The organism is Dyella sp. C11, assembly GCF_003121485.1.
GTDB lineage: Bacteria > Pseudomonadota > Gammaproteobacteria > Xanthomonadales > Rhodanobacteraceae > Dyella.
Map to the genome: position 1 here is coordinate 56 of NZ_QAVX01000030.1, position 21,868 is coordinate 21,923.

18 protein-coding genes are annotated in these 21,868 nt (G+C 63.2%); 1 reads left to right on the forward strand and 17 read right to left on the reverse strand.

All coding sequences use genetic code 11. The annotated features are described in order from the left end of the window. Positions 1-136: 136 nt before the first annotated feature. The 17 genes from DK366_RS19735 to DK366_RS19815 form a co-directional block, all read right to left on the reverse strand. Positions 137-1,936 (reverse strand): DUF885 family protein, encoded by a 1,800-nt coding sequence (locus DK366_RS19735; protein ID WP_109127271.1) that lies wholly within the window; start codon positions 1,934-1,936, stop codon positions 137-139. Positions 1,937-2,019: 83 nt separating this feature from the next. Then, complete coding sequence (locus DK366_RS19740) at positions 2,020-3,270, reverse strand: FtsX-like permease family protein (protein WP_109127272.1); 1,251 nt, start codon at positions 3,268-3,270, stop codon at positions 2,020-2,022. 11 nt (positions 3,271-3,281) lie between these two features. Then, positions 3,282-4,613 (reverse strand): ABC transporter permease, encoded by a 1,332-nt coding sequence (locus DK366_RS19745; RefSeq protein WP_109127273.1) that lies wholly within the window; start codon positions 4,611-4,613, stop codon positions 3,282-3,284. Positions 4,614-4,682: 69 nt separating this feature from the next. Then, complete coding sequence (locus DK366_RS19750; RefSeq protein ID WP_109127313.1) at positions 4,683-5,891, reverse strand: FtsX-like permease family protein; 1,209 nt, start codon at positions 5,889-5,891, stop codon at positions 4,683-4,685. A gap of 11 nt (positions 5,892-5,902) precedes the next feature. Next, positions 5,903-7,225 carry an ABC transporter permease gene (locus DK366_RS19755; RefSeq protein ID WP_109127274.1) on the reverse strand — a complete coding sequence of 441 codons (1,323 nt, stop codon included), beginning with the start codon at positions 7,223-7,225 and terminating at the stop codon, positions 5,903-5,905. Between the two features lie 15 nt (positions 7,226-7,240). Next, a complete protein-coding gene (locus tag DK366_RS19760) occupies positions 7,241-8,464 on the reverse strand; it encodes an FtsX-like permease family protein (protein ID WP_109127314.1) in 1,224 nt (407 codons plus the stop codon). Between the two features lie 2 nt (positions 8,465-8,466). Continuing rightward, the gene (locus DK366_RS19765; RefSeq protein ID WP_109127275.1) at positions 8,467-9,771 is read right to left on the reverse strand and encodes an ABC transporter permease; all 1,305 of its coding nucleotides are present in this window, start codon (positions 9,769-9,771) and stop codon (positions 8,467-8,469) included. Between the two features lie 30 nt (positions 9,772-9,801). Beyond that, positions 9,802-11,031 (reverse strand): FtsX-like permease family protein, encoded by a 1,230-nt coding sequence (locus tag DK366_RS19770; protein ID WP_109127276.1) that lies wholly within the window; start codon positions 11,029-11,031, stop codon positions 9,802-9,804. A 13-nt stretch (positions 11,032-11,044) separates the two neighbouring features. After that, positions 11,045-12,358, reverse strand: coding sequence for an ABC transporter permease (locus DK366_RS19775; protein WP_109127315.1), 1,314 nt, complete (start codon positions 12,356-12,358; stop codon positions 11,045-11,047). A gap of 51 nt (positions 12,359-12,409) precedes the next feature. Beyond that, positions 12,410-13,642: an FtsX-like permease family protein gene (locus tag DK366_RS19780; protein ID WP_109127277.1), complete on the reverse strand. Its 1,233-nt coding sequence runs from the start codon at positions 13,640-13,642 to the stop codon at positions 12,410-12,412. A gap of 10 nt (positions 13,643-13,652) precedes the next feature. Next, positions 13,653-14,966 carry an ABC transporter permease gene (locus tag DK366_RS19785; RefSeq protein WP_109127278.1) on the reverse strand — a complete coding sequence of 438 codons (1,314 nt, stop codon included), beginning with the start codon at positions 14,964-14,966 and terminating at the stop codon, positions 13,653-13,655. A 60-nt stretch (positions 14,967-15,026) separates the two neighbouring features. Continuing rightward, entirely contained in the window at positions 15,027-15,749 is a 723-nt protein-coding gene (locus DK366_RS19790) for an ABC transporter ATP-binding protein (RefSeq protein ID WP_109127279.1), read from the reverse strand. 28 nt (positions 15,750-15,777) lie between these two features. Continuing rightward, positions 15,778-17,049, reverse strand: a complete 1,272-nt coding sequence (locus DK366_RS19795; RefSeq protein ID WP_109127280.1) for an efflux RND transporter periplasmic adaptor subunit — start codon at positions 17,047-17,049, stop codon at positions 15,778-15,780. Positions 17,050-17,220: 171 nt separating this feature from the next. Further along, complete coding sequence (locus tag DK366_RS19800; protein WP_109127281.1) at positions 17,221-17,805, reverse strand: hypothetical protein; 585 nt, start codon at positions 17,803-17,805, stop codon at positions 17,221-17,223. Positions 17,806-17,991: 186 nt separating this feature from the next. After that, on the reverse strand, positions 17,992-18,216 hold the full coding sequence (locus DK366_RS19805) for a hemin uptake protein HemP (RefSeq protein ID WP_109127282.1): 225 nt from the start codon (positions 18,214-18,216) through the stop codon (positions 17,992-17,994). A 71-nt stretch (positions 18,217-18,287) separates the two neighbouring features. Beyond that, positions 18,288-19,172 carry a subclass B3 metallo-beta-lactamase gene (gene bla / locus DK366_RS19810; RefSeq protein WP_232821128.1) on the reverse strand — a complete coding sequence of 295 codons (885 nt, stop codon included), beginning with the start codon at positions 19,170-19,172 and terminating at the stop codon, positions 18,288-18,290. 148 nt (positions 19,173-19,320) lie between these two features. Further along, positions 19,321-20,289, reverse strand: a complete 969-nt coding sequence (locus tag DK366_RS19815) for an aldo/keto reductase (RefSeq protein ID WP_109127284.1) — start codon at positions 20,287-20,289, stop codon at positions 19,321-19,323. 24 nt (positions 20,290-20,313) lie between these two features. Between DK366_RS19815 and DK366_RS19820 the strand changes: the two genes are divergently transcribed. After that, complete coding sequence (locus DK366_RS19820; protein WP_157956631.1) at positions 20,314-21,723, forward strand: hypothetical protein; 1,410 nt, start codon at positions 20,314-20,316, stop codon at positions 21,721-21,723. The last annotated feature ends 145 nt before the right edge of the window (positions 21,724-21,868 follow it).

Sequence of the window (21,868 nt, forward strand, 5' to 3'; positions counted from 1 at the left end):
CGCCGCACCCCGCGCCGCGCCCCACGCCCCACCCCGGTCCGCGCCCCGACAGCCTCCGGCCAATGTGTCCCCCCCCCCCCCCCCCCCCCCCCCCCCCCCCCCCCCCCCCCCCCCCCCCCCGCCGCCCCGCACTCGATCACGCCTTCGGGTGTGCCGGGGCCTTGCCCGACTTCACCGCGGCAATCCAGGCGTTGATACGGGCTTCAAGCACGTCCAGCGGCAGCGCACCGCCACCCAGCACTTCGTCGTGGAAGGCGCGGATGTCGAACTTGTCACCCAGTTCCTTCTTCGCGTGGGCACGCAGTTCCACGATCTTCAGCTGGCCGGTCTTGTACGCCAGCGCCTGGCCCGGCCAGGTGATGTAGCGGTCGGTTTCGGCCTGCACGTCCGGCTCATCCTCGCTGGAGTGGGCGTGGAAGAAGTCCACCATCTGCTGGCGCGTCCAGTGCTTGTAGTGCACGCCCGTGTCGAGCACCAGGCGGTCGGCGCGCAGCAGTTCGTCGGAAAGGCGGCCGTAGTACGAGAGCGGGTCCTTGTAGAAACCCAGCTCCTTGCCGAGCTGTTCGGCGTACAGCGCCCAGCCTTCGATATAGGCGGTGTAACCGGCCTGCTGGCGGAACGGCGGCAGCGCGGGCAGCGTCTGCGCGATGGAGATCTGCATGTGATGACCCGGAATGCCTTCGTGATAAGCGGTCGACTCGATGCTCAGCACGCTGCGGTTCTGGTAGTCACCCGTGTTGACGAAGATCTGGCCCGGGCGCGAACCATCCGGCGTGCCCTGGTGGTATTCGGCGGCGGGCGCCTCCTTCTCGCGGAAGGCTTCCACCGGCACCACTTCCACCTTGGTCTTGGGCAGCAGGCCGAACAGCTTGGGCAGCTCCGGCTGCATGCCGGCGAGGTAGCCGCGATAACGGTTGAGGATGTCGTCACGCGAGGTGGCATGCACCTTGGGGTTGGTCTTCAGCGAGGCACGGAAGCTGGCCAGGTCGTTGAAACCCTGCTGCTTGGCGACTTCGGTCATTTCGCCTTCGATGCGCTTCACCTCGGACAGGCCGATCTCGTGGATCTGCTCCGGCTTTTCCTTGGTGGTGGTCATCTGCTCCACGTCGAACGCGTAGATCGCGTCGCCATTGGGCAGCGACCACACGCCCGGCTCGACGCGGCCGTGCGGTGCGTAGTCGTTCTTCACGAAGGTACCGAGCTTCTGGTACGCCGGGCGCACCTGCTGGTCGATGGCAGCGAGAATCGCGTCATGCAGGCGCTTCTGGTCGGCGGCGGAGACCGTCTTGGGGAAGTGCTTCAGCGGTTCGGCAAACACGCTGTCCATGCCGGCAGGCTTGGCGATGCTGTCGATCTGCGTGACAACTTTTTCCAGCAGGTACTTGGGCGGCATCATGCCGTCCTTCAGGCCCTGCTGCGACACGCCAATGACCTGGTCGAACGCGGCAGGCACCGCCTTCAGGCGCGTCAGGTAGTCGTCATATTCCTTGGTGTTGTCGAACGGGATGGAACTGATGAAACCGGCGAGCTGCAGGTGCACGCCGTTCATCTGGTCCAGCGGCATCTCGTCCAGCTTCAGGTCGTGGGCCTTCAGCGCGTCCTGCAACTGGCGAACCATCAACTGCTGGTTGAGCTTGTCCTCGTCGGCGAAGCCCGTGGTGTCGATGGCCTCGAAGCGCTTGAGGTATTCCTGCGTCTTGGCCACTTCGGCCTGCTGGTGCGCCAACGACAGGTCGCTCCAGCGATCGTTGTAGCGCAGATCGCCCAGGATGGTGGCGAACTCCGGCGCATTCTCCAGGTTGTGCTGCCACTGCTCGGCCAGCAGGTCGTTCAGCGCCTTGGTGCGCGTGGCCACATCGGCCGTGGCGGCCTGCGCGGCGGCACAGGCGGCGGTAAGCGCCAGGCCGGCCAGAAGCATGCGCGGTCCAATCTTCATGGGTTCACCCTCGGTTTGAGATAACGCCTATTCTGCACACCCACTGCCTTCGTGCCCGTGCCGAACCGCACGGGCGCGTTCAGCTACACCGCCCGCGTGGCCACCACGGGGGGCACCTCGGCAGCCCGCATGGCCGGCCCCAGCACGGCCAGCTGGCCCAGCAGCAGCACTAGCGCGCCGCCAATGGGCAGGTAGTTCCAGGGCAGGTGCGGCAGCTCGTAGTAGTGCATCAGCATGCCATTGGCCACATAGGCCAGCGCCATGCCGATCACCACGCCACCGCCGGCCACCAGCAGGTTTTCCAGCATGAAATAACGCAGCACCTGCGAGCGCCGCGCACCCAGCGCGCGCTGGATGCCGATGTGCCGTGTGCGCCGCTGCACCCAGAAACCGGTGAGCCCCATGATGCCGATGGCCGTAACCACGATCACCGCGAGCGTCACGCCGGCAAACAGCCACAGGGCGGCGCGTGCGCTGGCCAGGGCGTCGTGGCGTCGTTCGGCATAAGTGGAGATCTTCACCGGGAAGTCCTGCACCAGCTGATCGCCAAACTGACTCTTGATGGTGGCGCGGATGCCACGCAGCGCCACCTCGCGCATGGCCGGATCAATGCGCACAGCGAAGCTGAGCATCGACGTATCACCGATGCGCTTGGCAGTGAGCACGGTGTCATCCGCCCGGCCATCCGTGGCGAGCGTCAGCTGATTGCGCATCAGGTGGCGCACCACTCCCACCACCATGTAGCCATGACCATCCGGCTCATCAGGAACGTCCACTATCTTGCCCACGGCCGGCTGGTTACCAAACAACTGCCTGGCCAGGGATTGCGTGATGATGAGAGGCTCGGCCGTCGACGTCGCGGGCAGGCTGCTGGAGTGCTCACTTACGCCGAAGTCGCGATATTCCTCAGGCAGAAAATCGCGCCCCGCCACAAGATCCACACCCAGCGTGTGGACGAGACCGACACCGAAGTAACCGTTCACCCCCACCTTGGCGCCATGCGGCGATTGCAGCGTGTAATCGACGATCGTGGTGCCGATCATCGGCAAGCCCAGTGCCGCAGAGGCGGAACGCACGCCAGGCACGTGACTCAACGCAAGCTCCCCCGCACGCACTTCGGCCGCGGTCCAAGGGCGCACGTGCGACGCCATCTGGTCGATCAGCACCAGCTCGTCTTCCGCAACGCCACTGGGTGCCACCATCGGCTGCACGCGCTGCCAAACCAGAAAAAGCACGTTACACAGGATGGCGCACGCCAGCGCCGTCTGAAACAACACCAGCGCGGGCATCAGCGCATGGCGGCGAAGTATCTTGAACATGATGCCAAGTGACATTGTTCTTCTCCTCAGGCGCTCTTGACCTGCAGACCCGGTTCGATGCGCGACGCGCGCCACGCCGGCAGCCACCCCGTGATGATGCCTACCGCAAAGGCAAGCGCGAACAACGCACCAAACATCGCAGGATCGAGCGTGGCCAGATCAGTGAAGCCACTGTCCTGAAGCCGCAGCGTCCACAACCCGAACAACGTCAACGGCAGCGCAAGAAAGCCTCCGAGCAGGCAAATCATCGCCGCCTCGAACACATGTTGCTGAAAGATCGCTCGCTGAGGCGCACCCAGGGCGCGGCGTATGCCGATCTCCGCACTTCGACGCAGAAAGCGTGCGGCAAGCAGGCCCGCGACGTTGGCCATGCAAAGCAGCAAGAACGAACCGGCCAACCAGGCGTTGAGGCGTACGTTGTCGGGCACGACATTCTGCTGGCTCAGCCATGCATCCACACGGGTCAATTGCGCGGGCCTGGCATGTCCAGCGCCGACCAGTGCCTGCTGGTTGTCGAGATAGCGCTGCAGATACGCGAGAAAATCGGATGCCTTCGCGCGATCGGGCAAGTCCACCCAATAGCTCACCGAAGCACAGTACATGGGGTCGCTGGTGAACAGCGTTTTCGGCTTCGGTGAATCGACATCGCAGCCATCGTCGCCGGCCAGGTCCACGCCGGCATCCAGCAGCGAACGAAGCGGCACAAAGGCTTGATCGCGGCGCAAGTTGCCGAAGGTAAACGAGGCCAGGTCGTAGAAATGTGGCTGTGGTGCAAACGGCGCGCTTACGCCGATGATGCGGAACACACCATGGCCAAGGTGAAATTCGCGTCCCAGTACATCGGTGGTGCCGTACAAGGAAACCGCCATCTCGCTGTCGATCACGACCACCGGAGCATGCGCCTGATCTTCGGCGGGCGTCCAGCTGCGGCCACTTCTAAGCGATACGCCTAACATCGGCAGGAACTCGCTGGTGGTGGCCAGCAGGTAGTCGCTTCCCTTGCGAGGCTTGTCCCCATCACTCTTGAATTGCGTAAAGACACTGGCCATGGGCGCCTGCCACGTGGCGCGGTGGTCATGCAGAAGCTCCTCCGCATCACGCAACTTGATGCGGTGGCGCTGATCCACCGTGATGCCGTTGAGCGACTGGTTCTGCGTTGGCTTGGCGCGTACCGTATCCACCCACGCCAGATAAAGATGGCTGCTGCGCCCCGGCAGGGGATCGGCGGTGAGCTGATGCAACAACGCCAGCGTCGTCATGGTCGCCGCCAACCCCATCGCGACGGTGACCACAGCCAATACCGTGCTTCGTGGAAACCGCTTCAAGCCGTGCCACGCCAACATCAGGTTGTAACGCATCCGTTCCTACCCTGTTGTCCCATTCGCCCTTCCCCATCGCAACGCGCGCCTTGCGCGTTGCGCCCCTGATCACACCGACCGCGTCGCCACCACCGGCGGCACGTTGGCCGCACGCATGGCTGGCGCCAATACCGACAATTGACCCAATGCCCACAACACCACTGCCCCGGCCAGCAGGTAATAAACCGGAAGGCGAGGAACTTCGTAGAACTTCATCAGCAGAAGGTTGAGTGCAAACGTCATCACGATACCGATGGCGATACCCGCACTCACGATCAGGAAATTTTCCGTCTGAAAGTAATGCAGGATGTCACCGCGCGTCGCACCCATCGCCCGGCGAATACCAATCTGCTTGCGACGCTGCTGCACCCAGAAACTGGCAAGACCCACGATGCCCAGGGCGGTGACAAGCAACAAGGCGACGATGACACCGGCAAGTGTGCCGACCATCACGCGCGTCTGCCGGAAAAAGTCCGCCCGCAGCTCGGGCAACGTGCGACTCTGCTGCAGATCGAGCACCGCTTCCGGCGCAGCCCGCTGAGCGGCGACGCGCGCTTCACGCAGCACACGCGGAAGATCGATGGCGCTGGCACGCAGGACATAGACGCCGTGCAAAGAATCCCCAGGAAGCATCGGCGCGAACACGGACCATTCGCCGGCGCTGTCGCCGTGACCACCACCAGGGTCGGGAGGCGTCAGGTGCGCCAACACACCGATCACGCGGAAGTGGTATTTGTCGGACCAGAACTCCTTGCCCAACGGATCTTGCCCAGGCCACAGGCGCTGGGCGAAAGCGCGCGTTACCCACACCGAAGTGTTTTGGGGAAGCCACGATTCAGCTGTCTGAAAATCGTCCGCCTGGAAAGCGCGCCCGGCCATGAGTTGCAAACCGAGAGTTTCGGCTGCCCCGGGTCCACCCGCGTAGAAATGCGGCACGGCAATGAAGTGTTCCCGATCAAGACTGATGCCGGCATAGCCAGTGGGCTGGGCGAACGGCGCCGCATTGACCACCGCAACCGACTGCACGCCCGGCACGGCACGCAAGGCCGTGGTAACCCGCGCATTGAGGTCGGCACCCTTGCAGTCGTCACAACCAAGGTTGATCACGGCCAGCGAGGACTCGGCCACGCCGCTCTCGACATGCAGCGCACGCAGCTGTTGCACGATAAGAAAACACGCGTTGCACAACACCGCACAAGCCAGTGCAATTTCAAACGCAATCAGCGCCGTGGCAAGCCGATGGCGGCGCAGGGCGGAAAGAATGGGAGCGAATTGCATCACATGCGGCCTCATAGCGACTTCAGTTGCCAGGCCGGCATCACGCGACATGCCCGCACCGCCGGAAGCGCGCCGGCAAGCAGGCTGGCGCCGACCGCCGCAAGGAACGTGAGCAGGAACATGGATACGTCCAGCCTGGCCATATCCGCATAAGCCACCGGTTGCTGCCGGATAAACCAAAGCCCTGCAAGCGTAAGCAACCAGCCGCACACGCCGCCGATGAAACCGATCAGGGCCGACTCCACCATGTATTGCGCGAACACCGCGGCACGACTTGCACCGAGCGCTCGGCGCAAGCCGATCTCCCCGCTACGGCGCAGGAATTTCGCCAGCAGCAGGCCCACCATGTTGACCAGGCAAATGGCCAGGAACGCCACGGCCAGCCACGCCTGCAATCGCACGTTGCTGGGAAGCACACCATTGAAATCAAGCCATTCCATCAGGCTGCGCATGCGTGTATTGCCGGCGTGCGTGAAACGCCCCATCGCCTGCTGCTGCGCAGCGTAATCGGCCACGAATCGTCGATAGGAAGCAACGCGTGAGGCATCGTTGAGCTGTACCCACAGCGCCACCCACACACAGGGTGAATCCTGCAGATGTCCCGGACGCGGAGGCATGGACCAGCAGGTGAACTGCTGGAAATTGCCGTCATTCACATCCAGGCCGGTAAAGAACGGCGTGATGACATCTTCCGGCTTGGCGTAGAAATCGCTGGTGTCGCCCGCGGCGAAACGGCCGCCGCGCACAGCGTAGAACTGCGGCGACGGTCGCCAGGGCTTGAGCACACCCACGATGCGCACATCACTGTTGCGCAGCCGCAGCGCGCGACCCACGCTGTTCTCACCAGCGAACAATTTCTGGTTGAGATCATCGGTGATCACGGCCACGCGTGCGCGCGCCGCATCGTCCTGTTCGCTCCAGGGTCCGCCGTAACGGAACGGCACGTTGAACATGCTGAAGAAATCCGTCGTCGCCGACAGCATCGGCATCATCACGGCAGGCTTGCCGGCGTCGGCTGAATTGAGGCGCACCGTGCTCTGCACTACCAGCGCCTGCCGATCGGCGCGGCGGGCCGTCCACAGATCAACCGCCGAACGGTAATCGAGCATGTCCAGCGGCTCGCTGCTGTCCTTGTTCTTCGGGTTCGCATCCACCTGCGGATAGAAGATGGACTGGCTTCGCCCAGGCAGCGGATCACCCGACAGAAGATGCACCACGGTCAGCGTCGTCATGCTGGCACCGATGCCAACGGCAATGGCGAGCACCATCAGCGCCGTGAGCACCTTGTTGCGGCGGAGGCTATGGAAAGCCAGGTCGACGTAATAACCGAACATTCCCTGTTCCTCCCGTTACACCGACCGCGTGGCCACCACTGGCGGAACAGCCGCCGCGCGCATTGCCGGCCCCAGCACCGCCAATTGCCCAATGGTCCACAGCAACAGCGCACCCACCGGGAAATAGATCGCCGGCAGGCGCGGCAGCTCGTAGTGCACCATCAACAGCAGGTTGATGCCGTAGGCGAGCACCATGCCCACCGCGATGCCGATAGTGGCGAGCAGGAAGTTTTCCGTCTGGAAGTAACGCAGGATGTTGCTGCGCGTGGCACCCAATGCGCGACGCACACCAATCTGGCGGCGACGCTGCGCCACCCAGAAGCTGCCCAGGCCCACGATGCCCAGCGCCGTCACGACCAGCAGCGCCACGCACACGCCCAGCAGCAGGCCTGCCATGGCGCGGTCGTTCTGGAAGAAGTCCTCGCGCATGTTGCTCAACAGATGCTGCTTGAGCACGATGCGGTGAGGGTTGATCTCCTTGAGCTTGGCAACGGCGGCCTTCAGCACGCGCTCCCGATTCTTCGGGTCATCCACGCGCACGATGTATTCGTTGTTGGCCACGCGCACCGGCAACACCATGGTGTAGCTCTTGGCCGAGTCGTCCCAGATGGACGGCCGGATCAGCTCCTTCACCACACCCACCACGGTGAACGCGTAGTCGGACATGTAGATCTGCTTGCCCAGCGCCGACTGCCCCGGCCACAGGCGCTGGGCGAGGTTCTGCGTGATCACCGTGACATGTGGAATGCCCTTGGCATCCTTGGCGGCCGCGGCGGTGACCACCTGGTCCATGTCCATGTAGTCGTCCGGCTTCAGTTCGCGCCCGGCGATGAGTTGCGTGCCCAGGGTCTGCGTTACGTTCTCGCCGAAATAGTCCGTGGCATTGGCCGTGGCGAGTCGCTGCTTGGGATCGAGCTTGATGCTGCCGTTGGACGAAGAGTTGCCGAACGGCACCTGGTTCACCGACGCCACCGACACCACGCCCGGCACCTGCTGAAGCGCGGCCAGGTCTTCGGCACGGCGGGCCTTGTCGTCCTTGGTCACGCCGATGTTGGTCAGCGCGATGTGCAGCAGGTGCTGCTCATCCACGCCGCTTTCCATGTTGATGCGGTCGATGCGCTGGTTGATGATGAATACCGCGTTGCACACGATGGCGCAGGTCAGGGCGATTTCCGCGATCACCAGGAAAGCGGTGGTCTTGTGCCGGCGCAACGTCGAGAGAATGGGAAGAATGTCCATGATCATTGGCTCTTCAGTTGCAACGCGGGAGTGATCTGGCAGGCGCGCCAGGCCGGCAGAAGACCAGCCAGCAAGGTGGAACCCACCGCCAGCAGGAAAGTGAACGTCAACATGCCCACGCTCATGTGCGCGAGCGCGGCGTAGTCGGACGGCTGCTTGCGCACCAGCCACAGCCCCACGAACGCCAGCAGCAATCCGCAGAAACCGCCGGCCAGGCCGATCACGCCCGACTCCACCAGCAGCTGCATGAAGACCTCGCGCTTGGATGCACCCAGCGCGCGGCGCACGCCCAGCTCGCCCGATCGGCGCAGGAATTTCGCCAGCATCAGCCCGACCGTATTGACCAGGCACACCAGCAGGAAGCCCAACGCCAGCCATGCCTGCAGGCGCACGTCGCCCGGCACGACCTTGTTGATGTCCATCCATTCCATCAGGCCGGGCAGCGCGACATTCGGCGGACGCTGGAATCGGCCCAGCGTCTTCTGCTCCTGCGAATAATGCACAAGGTAATCGTGATATGCCTTCACCTTGTCCGCGCCATCGATCTGCACCCAGAACTGCAACCAAGTGCACGGCGAGGTTTCCGCATGCTCGTCATCGCCACCGCCCGTGCCCCAGCAATCGGTGGAACCTGAATGTTCGAAGTGCACGTCGCGCGATGTGCTGAGCGGCACGAACACGTCTTCCACCGAACCGTAGCTCTGCATGTAGATGTCGTAGAAACGCGGCGTCGGCTTCCATTCGTCCAGCACGCCAATCACCTGGAACGCCGTGTCTTTCATGCGCAGCGTCTGACCGGTGCTGTCCTTGCCGCCGAACAGCTTTTCGTTGAGCTTGCGACTGATGACGACCACCCGCGCCCGCGAATTGTCCTCGCCCTCCGTCCACGGGCGGCCATACATGAACGGCACCTTGAACATGGGAAAGAAATCGCTGCTGGTGTAGCGCGCGTCGCTGAAGAACGGATCAATGTTGGACTGTGCTGGCTGCACCGGCACCGCACCACCGGTCATCAATGCCTGGCGATCGGCGCGCTTGGCATGCAGCAGGTTCAGGCCATCCGTCCAGGTCACCTGGTCGGCAGGGCGTTTGCCCTCTTCGTAGCCATCCATGTCACGCGGATCGACCTGCGGATAGAACAGCGAGTCGCTGGTGCCCGGGAGCGGGTCGCCCGACAACACGTGCAACACGGTCAGCGTGGTCATGCTGGCGCCGATGCCCAGCGCAATGGCCAGCACCATCAGCGCGGTCAGGATCTTGTTGCGCCTGAGGCTGCGTAGCGCCAAATCCAGGTAATAGCCAAACATGTCGTCTCCCCTTCCCTTGATGGCTGACGGTCACACCGACCGTGTCGCCTCGACCGGCGGCACGCGCGAAGCGCGAAGCGCCGGAGCCAGCACCGCCCCCTGTCCCAGCAACAACAGGATCAACACGCCTGCAAGCAGATACGCCAGCGACAGCCGGTGCATCTCGAAGCGAGTGACCATCCACAGATTGATCGCGATCGCGAGCAATGCGCCGAACAACACGCCGCCACAGCTGATCAAGAAGTTTTCCGTCATGAAGTACCGCAGGATGTCCTTCTGCGTTGCACCCAGTGCACGCCGCACACCGATCTGCTTGCGCCGCTGCCCCACCCAGAAGCTGGTCAAGCCGACGATGCCCGCCGCCGTAATCGCCAGCAGCACCAGGCAGATCACACCCATCAGCAACGCCATGCCACGATCCCCTTCATAGGCTTTGGCACGAATCGTCGCGTAGCTCTGAACGCCATCGTCGTCGTTGATGATGCGGCGCGGATTGGACTTGAAGAGCGCCTCCGGCGCTGCGCGCATCACGGCATCGAGCTGGCCCGGCTGGGCGCGCACGATGTAGAACACGCCCAGCGAGACCGCCAATCGCTTAGGCACGATGATGGAACGCCACGCGAATGCTGACGCCCAGCGCTCCACGCTTTGCGACTGCAGCAGCTCGACCTCACCGATGATCGTGGTGGGGTTGCCGACGAAGTACACCGTCTTGCCGACAGCGTCACCGTTGGGGAACAGCTTGTCGGCAAGCGGCTTGGTGACGATCGCCACCGGCGGTGCCAGGCGATCGCGGACATCCATCGCGGTGATTTCTTCAGGCCGGAAGTTGCGGCCCGCGATCAAAGGGATGTCCAGCGTGTTGAGGAAATGATCGTCGCCGAAATAGACAGCCGCACCGCTCGTGTCCTTGACCTGGTCGGGCGTGAGCTTGATGCCATCGTCCCAGCCGCCACCACGCAGGGGGAAGGAATTGCTCGACGTGGCATCGGCGACGCCCGGCAATTCGCGAAGAACACGCAGGTCCTCCCGCATCATCGCGTCCGCACGTTGCGATGACGGTGAACCCACCCACTCATTGGTGATCACGAACGTATTGGCCTCATCCACGCCCGTGGGTTCGGAAAGATGCGCCAGGCGCTGCTGGATGATGAAAAGCGCGTTGCACACGATGGCCAGCGTCAGCGCGATCTGCAGCGCGATGAGCACCGTGCCGGCCTTGTGGCGTCGCAATGCGGAAAGGATGGGCTTGATATCCATGGCCTCCTCCGCCTCAGTTGGATTTCAGCTGCCAGGCGGGCTGCACTTGCGCCGCCCGCCAGGTGGGGTAGAACGCTGCCAGCACCGTCGCAACAATCGCCAGCAGCAGCGCAAGCAACACCAGCGGCACGTCCAGGTGCGCCAGGCGCGCAATGTGCGGCTCGAACACCAGGCCGACGCCGAGCATGCCGATGGCCGTCAGCACGACGCCCAGCAAGCCGCCCGCCACTCCCACCATGCTCGCCTCGGCAAGGAACTGCCGGTAAATGTCCGCCCTCGATGCGCCCAGCGCTCGCCGCACGCCAATCTCCGGCGCACGGCGCATGAACTTGGCCAGCAACAGGCCAATCGTGTTGACCAGGCAGATGACCAGGAAACCCAGCGCCAGTGTCAGCGAGATGCGGCTCTCGGGCGGCACGGCACCTTCATAGTCGAGCCATTCGTGCACGTTGCGCAGGCGGTTGTTGGGCGCCCAGTTGAAGCGCCCGGCGCTCTGCTGTTCCTTTGCATAGCCATCCAGGAATTGCCGATACGCCTGCACCTGCGCGGCGCTATCCAGTTCCACCCACGGGCTGATCCACACACACTCCCCGCGCACCCAGCCGTCGTGAGCGTCGCCGCGCTTGCCGTCGCTGCCGCAGTTGTTGTTGCCGTACGTATCGACTTTCTGGTCGATGGCCAGCGTGAACGGGATATAGATCTCCACGGCATTGGCGTAGGCGTTGCCGCTGAACATGTCGTAGAAGCGCGGCTTGGGATCCCAATCTTCGGTGACGCCGACAATGCGGTAGGCATGGTCGTCCATGGTGATTTCGCGTCCGACGCTGTTGGCGCCGGCGAACAGCTTCTGGTTGAGCGAACGGCTGATCACCACGACGGACGAGCGCGACTCATCCTCGGCGCCGCCCCAGCTGCCGCCGTACTGGAACGGCACCTCGAACATGCTGAAGAAATCGTTGTACGTCGCATAACCCTGTGCCTTGAACGGCATGCGGTGTTCGTCCGCCGGCATCACCGACAGGCCGATGGCGTAGAGCACGGTCTGATGCGGGGCTTTGTGCGCACGCATCAGTGCCACGGCATCGGTGTAGTTGAGCGCTTCAGGCGGCTCGCCGTTGCGGTTGTACTGCGGCCCGCGGTTGTCGATCTGCGGCACGAAGAGCTGCGCCGACTTCTGCGGTATGGGATCGCCCGATACCGCACGGAACACGGCAAACGTCACCATGGAGGCCGCAACGCCGAAGCCGATCGACATGATCATCAATGCCGTCAGCAGGACGTTGCGCCTCAGGCTTGCCGCGCCCAGTCGCAAGTTGTGGACAAACATGCCGCTCATGGATACCTCATTCCGCTTCGACGCGACGCACGCACCAACCCTTTACACCGAACGCGTGGCTTCCACCGGCGACACGCGCGAAGCACGCATGGCCGGCGCCAGCGTGGCGCCCTGGCCCAGGCCCAATAGCGCAACCACGCCGATCAACACGTACGTCACCGACAACCGCGCCATCTCGAACTGCGTCACCAGCCACAGGTTCATGCCCACCGCCAGCAGCGCGCCGATGACCACGCCCGCCACGCCAATCAGCAGGTTTTCGGTGAGGAAATAGCTGAGAATGTCGCGCTTGGTCGCACCCAGCGCACGACGTACGCCGATCTGCTTGCGACGCTGGCCCACCCAGAAGCTGGTCAGGCCGACGATGCCTGCGGCCGTAATGCCCAACAGCACCAGGCACACCACGCCCATCAGGATGGCCATGCCGCGGTCGCCCTTGTATGCGTACTCGCGCACCTCGGCAAACGTACGCACGCCACGCTCGCTCGGGATCACGCGCATGCGGTTCGTCTTTACCAACGCCGCAGGTGCCGCCTTGACCAGGTCAGCCAACTGCCCCGGCTTCGCGCGGATGAGATAGTTGGTGAACGCGCTGGTGAGCTGCACGGGCTGGATCAACGAGTTCTCATAGAACGAATCGGACCACGTGCCATTCCACGGCACCTGAAGACGCTCGACGATGCCGATGATGGTCGACGGCGTCTTGGAGTCGCCGATGTACATCGTCTTGCCCAGCGCCGAACCGTCCGGATACATCTTGTCGGCCAGCGCCTTGCTCACGATGATCACCGCCGGGTCCGGCAGCGCCTGCGGATCGGCTTCCACGATCTCGTCCGAACGGAAATTGCGGCCGGCAATCAGCTTGAGCGCCATGGTGCCCAGTGCGTGTTCATCGCCGAAGTATTGCGTGGTGTGTGCCTTGGAATTCTTGGCGTCCACGTCCGTACGCACGCCAGTGGACCAGCCACCGCCGCGCAACGGATAGGAGTTCATGGCTACCGCGTCCTGCACGCCCGGCAACTGGCGCAGGGCCACCAGGTCCGCCTTCACCAGCGGGCCGGCCTGGGTTTCCTGCGTGCCCACGAAGCGGCTCTGTATGGCGAGCAGGTCACTTTCCACCATGCCGGTGGGGCGCTGCACGCGCTCCAGTCGCTGATGGATGATGAAAATGGCGTTGCAGACGATGGCCAGCGTCAAGGCGATCTGCATCGCGATGAGGATGGTGCCTGCCTTGTGGCGCTTGAGCGCGGCGAGAATGGGTTTGATCTGCAGCATCGTCGTCGCCTCAGTTGGATTTCAGCTGCCATGCCGGCTGCACCTGCGCAGCACGCCATGTGGGATAGAAGGCTGCCAGCACCGTCGCCAGCACGGCGACCAGCATCGTCAGCAGCACCAGCGACACATCGAGCGTGGCGAGCTTGGCGATGTCCGGTTCGAACACCAGCGACACGCCCATCACGCCGAAGCCGGTCAGTACCAGGCCCACGACGCCGCCCGCCAGGCCAATCGCAGCGGCTTCGATCAGGAACTGGATGTAGATTTCCTTGCGGGTCGCACCCAGCGCACGGCGCACGCCGATTTCCGACGAGCGGCGCATGAACTTCGCCAGCAACAGGCCAACCGTGTTCACCAGGCAGAGCAGCAGGAAACCCAGCGACACCATCAGCGAAACCTTGGCTTCCTGCGGCACCACCTTCTGGTAGTCCAGCCACTCGGTCACGTTGCGCAGCCGCGTATTGGGTGCCCAGCGGAAGCGGCCCGAGCGCTGCTGTTCGGCGGAATAGCCGTTGAGATACTGGCGATAGGCACCCGCTTCCGACTTCGTCGGCAATTCGGCCCAGAAACCCACCCATACGCATTCGGAACGAATCCACGCATCCCAGCCCTTGCCCGGATCGTGATTGCAGTTGTTGTTGCCGTTGGTCGTCGTCTGCAGCTCCACCGCGCGCGTGAACGGAATGAACACCTGGATCGGATCGTCAAAACCGTTGGTATTGATCACGTCGTAGAACACGGGTTCCGGGTTCCATTTTTCCGTCACGCCGACGATGCGGTAATCGCGACCGTTGAGGTTGATGTTCTTGCCCACGCTGTTGGTGCCGTTGAACAGCTTGTCGTTGAGCGTCTTGCCGATCACCGCAACCGCGGCATGCGAATCGTCTTCGCCGGACGTCCACGCATGGCCGTAGAGGAAAGGAATGTCGAACATGCCGAACGCATCCGCGTACCAGGCGTAGCTGGTCTCGCGGAACGGCAGCATGGACGGGTCCGTCGGCACGATGGACATGGCCGCGGGAAACAATGCCGTCTGGTGCGACGCACGCTTGTCGCGCATCAGGTTGATGGCGTCGGTGTACGTCATGGCATTGGGCGGCTCGCCCTTGTTGTCCTCGTTCGATTCCGGGCCCCAGTTATCGATCTGCGGCACGTACAGCTGCGAGGACTTCTGCGGAATGGGGTTGTTCGACGTGGCGCGGAACACCGAGTAGGTGGTCATGGAGGCGGCCACGCCACAGCCGATCGCCAACACCATCAGCAGGGTCAACAGCGGATTTTTTCGGAGGCTGCGCAAGCCAAGCTGCAGGTAGTAGGCGAACATGGTCGTCCTTCAGCAGAAGATAACCGCCTCCCGCACGGGCGGGAGGCCAGGTGGTCGATATCAGGCGGGCGAATTGGCGCGGGCAGCGTGCACGGCCTGGTGGAAGCGCGGGTCTTCCGCCAGATCCACCACCTGACCGTCGATGATGTGCACGTTGCGCTGGGCGCGGGCGGCGAGTTCCGGATCGTGCGTCACCATGACGATGGTGGCGCCTTCGCGATGGATCTCTTCCAGCAGCTCCATCACACCACGCGCCATTTGCGTATCGAGGTTGCCGGTGGGTTCGTCCGCCAGCAGCAGGCGCGGCGAACCGGCGAGTGCGCGGGCAATGGCCACGCGCTGCTGCTGACCACCGGAAAGCTCGGCCGGATAGTGCTTGGCGCGCGAGGCCAGGCCCACGCGCTCCAGCGCATTCATGATGCGCTCCTTGCGCTCCGGCGCCTTCATGCCGCGATAGCGCAGCGGCACTTCCACGTTGTCGAACACGTTGAGGTCGGGAATGAGGTTGAACGCCTGGAAGATGAAGCCGATCTTCTCGTTGCGGATCTTCGAGCGCTCGTTGTCGTTGAGGTTGCTCACTTCCACGCCATCGAGGTGGTACTGGCCACCTGTGAAGGTTTCCAGCAGGCCGGCGATGGTGAGGAAGGTGGTCTTGCCCGAACCGGACGGACCGGTGACCGCGACGAACTCGCCTTCGTTCACGTTGATGTTGAAGTCGCGCAGCGCGTAGGTCTCCACCACTTCGGTGCGGTAGACCTTGGACAGATGGGTCATCTTGAGCATGGTTGTGTCCTTCACTCGTTAGTGGTGTTTAGTTGCTGATGGCGACGCGCTGTGCGCCCTTGAAGCTGTCGGTACCGGAGATCACGATGTTGTCGCCTTCCTTCAGGCCATCGAGGATTTCCACCTTGTCGATGCTGCTGGCGCCGACGCGGATGGGATGCTTTTCCGCCACGCCGTCGCGTACCAGGTAGGCATAGCTGCCACCGGATTCGTCGACGAACGAGCCGCGCTGCACGGTGAGCACGTTGTCGCGCTTGTCGAGCAGGATGCGCACGGAAAGGCGTTGGTTCTGGCGCAGCTGTTTGGGCGTCTGGCCGTCGAAGCGCAGGCGGGCGGCAACTTCGCCATTCACCACTTCGGGCGAAATGGCGCTGACCAGGCCCTTCCACGTGTTGCCGTTGCCGCTGATCTCGCCGGTCATGCCGATGCCCAGGTCGCGCGCGAAACTTTCCGGCACCTTCATTTCCACTTCGAGTGCGGAGAGGTCGATGACGCTGAGCAGCTGTGCGTCCTTGGCGACCGTGGCGCGTTCGGCGATGAAGAGCTGGCCGACCTGGCCGTCCACCGGCGACTTCACGTTGAGGTCGTCCACCTGGCGCTGCAGGTCTTTCACCAGCAGCAGCTGACGATCGTGTGCGAGCTTCTTGGACTGGATGTCGAAATTCAGGCTGTCGGTGTTGGTGGCCAGGTCCGTCTTGGCGTGCTCAAGCGTGATGCGCATCTTCTCGAGCGTGTCCTTGGCCTTGTCCACGTCCATGCTGGGCACGGCGCCCTGCGAGAAGGCCTTCTGGTAGCGGGCCAGGTCGCGCTGTGCGCCCTGCTCGTCGATGTTGGCGTTGTCGTACGCCTTCTCCAGCTCGCCCTTGGTCTTGCGCGCCTCGATCTGCGCCTTCAGGTAATCCACCTGCATGGCGTCGGCGGCGCTTTCTTCCTGCGCAAGCTTGTTGGTGAGTTCGGGGCTGTCGATGACGGCTAGCACCTGCTGCTTCTTCACCGGATCGCCCGCGTGCACCTTCAGCGTCACCGCGCCGCCATAGACGGCGTACAAGGTGGGGCTCACCGCGGCGACCACCTTGCCTTCGGCGGCGATGTCGCGAACGAACGGGCCGCGCTCCACGGTGGCAAAGGCAAGACGCGAGCTGCTGACCGAGGCCTCGGCCGAGAACAGGCGGCCAATGCGCGGACCAAACAGCGCGAGCAGCGCCAGCACGGCAACGCCGATGCCGATCGCCATGAAGCGGCGCTTGCGGTTGGGTTTGACCTCGACCAGACGGTCTTGAGCAGAGGTATCGCGAATCATCGATGGGTCCCTGGCCGCGGACAATGCGGCCCCTGACCCTTGTCAGCAATCTGCGTGCCAAGCCTGATTCGTCGATTTATTCGCTATATTTCAGTGAGTTGGGATAGCCACGTTTCGGCGGACAGTTGTCCGCGGACACCGGCACGGACAGGCGGACAAGCATCCGGACGGTCAATCGCGGGCGGGTGCCAGCTCCACCGCTGCCGCCCTGGCCACGTCGCGCGCGATGCCGCGGCCCAGCGACGACAGGTGGCCGAGCGGCAGCGTATCGAGCACATCCAGCGACGCCAGGCGCGAGGTGCGAAAGCACAGCAACTCGGCGATGGCGGCCTTGCAGGCCACTTCACCCGGACAGATGGGCGCCGCCGGCAACGATGTGCCTTGCGAGAGCAGCGCATCCCAGGCCAGGTAATCGGTATCGGGCAGCAGGTGCAGGCGCGCGCAGAAGGCGCCGGAAGCATCGAGGCAATCGATCCATTCGCGCGGACCGTCCGCGCCGATCATGCTCGATGTACGCAGTTCTTCGGTGTGCAGCAGGGGCGCGAGATCTTCGCGGGTCACCAACCAGCCGGGGGCGAGTTGCCGAACAGGCCGGGACGAGGCGCAGGCGGGCAGGTACAGCACGCCGCCAAGCAACGGAAGGCGTGCAACGAGCTCGGGGCCGGACATGAAGACCGACGTGCGGCTGATGGTCCAGGCCGCCGTTTCGTCAGCGGTTCGTGCCGGGGCGAAGGCATGCGCGAGCCAACCAAACATCATCGTGCTCCTGGGTAAGGAAAAACGACCTGGCTGGCGTTCGGGGAGAAGCGCGTGGCGATAGGCCTGGGAATGCCCGGCCCTGCGGCCGGCGGGAAGAAGGCGTCCTTGCCCATGAAGCTTCCCTCGGGGGGACGGCGTAGCCGCCAGGGGCCCGTGTCGAGGGGCACGGGCCGCAAAACGCGTTTACTTGGTCAGGATCAGCTTGTCGTTGCGCGTGAGGCGCAGGTGGTACTCGCTTCCCTGATGCTGGATGACCAGTTCGCGCTCGCCTTTCAGCAGTGCCTGGCTGGACACGCGTCGGGTCGCCGCATCCGAGGAATCAGACACCGAAGGCTTGAGGCTGAGCAGACGGAACGGGCGCGCCAGTGCGTCGGCACCCTGGGTGAGGGACAAAACCGTCGTCGTCATGGTGAAGCTCCGCAGGAGAGTGGTGACGACTCAGATGATAATAATTCTCATTTCAGTGTCAACCCTCTGATTTACGGTGTGGTGCTTCGCCCTGCCCGCTCCTTGGCCAGTTGGGCATCGAGCCTCTTGCCGGCCTGGGCGGCGTAGGCACGGCAAGCCTGGGTATCGACCACGGGGTCCGGTTTCGCTCCCTTGTCGCGGCGCGCGACACGCTCCAGGAAGTCACTTTGATCCGGGTGCGGCGTCATGAGGATGTCGCACGGCAACGCCGCCACGGTCGCAAGGCTGCGCCGATAGTTGGCCACGCGTTCGGGATGCGCAGGATCGCTGTAGCGGTAACTGCCCGCAGCCAGCGCGCTCAGGCTGTCCGCGTAAACCATGTGCAGGCAGCGCCCGCCCTCGCAGGACTGCCACGTCCAGCTGGTACTTCCCGGCGTATGGCCCGGCGTGTAGTGCGCCGTGACCACGACATCGCCCACATGCACCACCCCACCATCGGCGATGACTTGCACGTTCGCCTCGGGCGGATATTCAGGCGCGTCGCCGAACTGCGGATCGTCGGGATATTTGCCGCCGAGGCGCAGTTCCGCCGCGCCCGGTTCGCTCGCTGCCACTCGTGCCCCGCTGTCTTTCGCCAAGGTGGCGATGGCCCCGGCATGGTCGGAGTGCGCATGGGTGTTGAGGATCAATTTCACGTCGCGCAACGGGAACCCGAGCGACGCGATGTTGGCTTCTATCTGCGCGGCATTTTGCTGGAGCGTGCCGTCGATCAGCACCATGCCTTCCGGTGAAGTGATGAGGATGGCGCTCAGCCCGTGCGTCCCGACGTAATACGTGTTGCCGAAAATGCGGAACGGTTTCTCGGGTTGCGTCCATTCGGGCGGCCCCGCATGGGCTGCCGTACCGAAACACAGCGCCATCGACACACCTAATGCAACGCGATGGAAAAGCTTCATGCGGGGACACTCCCTTGATGGTGTCCATGGAGCATGCCAGCGGCGCTTGGCCGCTGATGACGCTGATCGGGCCAGCCAGAGGCAAACCCGGGCAAAACAAAGGCAATCGCTTCGCGGAAGCACACTGGGCGCTTCCGCATCCTCGTGTTCAGGCCACGGCTTGCTCGATGTGCTTGAGCACGTCGGCGTCAAGCTTCGACAGCACGTCGAGCGCGGAAAGATTCTGCTCCAGCTGCTCCAGCTTGCTCGCGCCCAGCATCACCGTAGACACATGCGGATTGGCGAGACACCACGCGATGGCGAGCTGCGCCATGGAAACGTTCAATTCCGCGGCAATGGGCGCAAGGCGACGCACCTTTTCCAGACGCGATGCATCGTGCTCAAGCACGGCTTCACGCAACCACTCATAGCCCGGCTGCGCCAGGCGCGATTCCGAAGGCACGCCGTTGTTGTACTTGCCGCTCAACAAGCCCGAGGCCAGCGGCGACCAGATGGTCGTACCCATGCCGTAGTCCTTGTAGAGCGGCGCGTACTCCTGCTCCACCCGCTCGCGGTGCAACAGGTTGTACTGCGGCTGCTCCATCACCGGCGCATAAAGATGGTTTTCCTTCGCCACGCGGTGCGCTTCCACGATGGCCTCGGCCGGCCATTCACTGGTGCCCCAGTACAGCACCTTGCCCTGCCGCACCAGCGTATCCATCGCGGCCACCGTCTCGGCAATCGGCGTGTCGGGATCGGGGCGATGGCAGAAATACAGATCCAGATGCTCCACGCGAAGGCGCTGCAACGCCTGGTGACAGGCCTCGATGACGTGCTTGCGCGACAGGCCGCGTTGCGTGGGCAGCGGGTTGTCCACCGCGCCGAAGTAGACCTTGCTCGATACGCAGTAGCTGTCTCGCGGAAAGCGAAGATCGGCCAGCACATCACCCATCAGGGTTTCCGCCACGCCGTTGTTGTACGTCTCCGCATTGTCGAAAAAATTGACGCCACGATCATGCGCCATCGCCAGCAGGTCGCGCGCCAGCGAGCGCCCCACCTGCGTGCCGAAGGTGACCCATGCGCCAAACGAAAGGGCGGAAAGTTGCAGGCCGGAAGTACCAAGGCGTCGATATTGCATGGGACTCGCTCCGATCATTAGGGGGTGAATCAGGATGCCAAGCGGGCGCCGTGGAGTCCACGCCGTGCGTCCCCCTGGCGTGACCCGACGATCATTCCCCGAGTTCCCCGTGCCTGTAAACTGGAAGCGCCGATCCTCCGAAACGTCAAGGCGTTATCCCGGGCTTCGGCGTCCGACAAGGGGAAACAGGGGTTTATGCCGTTCATACAAAGCACCGCTTCGCGCGCTATTGCGAAGGTCGCGTTCATCTGTATCGCAGCTTATGTTTGCGTGGCGTCGTTGCTGTACGCGCAATCCGCTCACAAGCTGATTGTCGATGAATTCGTTTATGTGCCCCAGATTGGGAAGTTTTATCGCGGCGATTGGCTGGTCGACCAACGACTGGCGGTAATCCCGGGGTATCACCTGTTGATGGCGGGCATCGCCCGACTCCTCGATCTCAACGTCGCTGGCCTGCGCGCGGTCGGCCTGTTTTTTGGGTTCTGCGGCGCCTACGCGTTCTACGGCATTCGCAAACACCTGGGCGATATCCACGCCGCTCGCAGTGCAGCACTATTTTTCTTTCTTCCCATCCTTTTTCCCTTCTATTTCCTCATCTATACAGACGCGCTGTCGGTCACGCTCGTCATGTTCGCGATGTGGGCGTCGCTGAAAAACAAGCACGTCCTGTCGGCTATCGTTCTGGTCATGTCGATTCTTGTCCGCCAGAACAATGTCGTCTGGGCACTCTTCCTTGCGACCTTGACCGCGTGGCCCGATTTGAAGCTCCTGTTCCAACAACGAGCCTGGTCGACATTTGGAAAAGTAGTCGGGACGAAATTTGCCTATGCACTGCCGATGGTCGTGCTGGCAGCATTCTGGGCATGGAATGGCACGTTGGCCATGTCGACAGCCGCGTCCCAGGAGCACCCGGGCATGACCCTTCATGCGGGCAACATTTATTACGCGCTCCTGCTGTACCTGATCTTTTTTCCTTCGGACGTATGGAGGGGAATGGGCAGCTTCTACCTGCAGGTGAAAACCAGGCCCTGGCTCCTGCTCATACCCATCGCTGTAATCGCGTGCTCCAAAGTCCACGGTAGCCCATCCAACTACGTTTCCCCCGACCGCTTCCTCCACAACGGCGTGATGAGTGCCGTACAGCAAGGCGGCTGGTTACTCGCAGCCTTCGCGGTGCTCACCAGCATGGCTGCGTGCAGCCTGTATCGACCGAAACTCGCCGTGGCGCACGGCCGGCTGTACTTCCCGTTCGCCACGCTTTATCTCGGCATGTCGTGGCTTGTGGAAACGCGGTACGCGATCCTTCCCCTGGCGCTATGGATGGCTATTCGCGCCAATTCGCCCGACCGGGACGAAAGAATCAGCCTGATTGCCTGGATGGCCATCTCGTCGTTCCTGGTTTACGGAATCTTCGACAACCAGTTCATGGTTTGAAAGGCGCGCCGAATATCGACACACCACGTGTCCATGTCCGGACTGGAGCCTCGGGATCGAATATCCCCGGGTTTGAAATGGAGTCGTGCCAACGATGACAAGCTGGAAGGCTTCCACGATGCCGTCGTCGCATGCACGCAGCCAA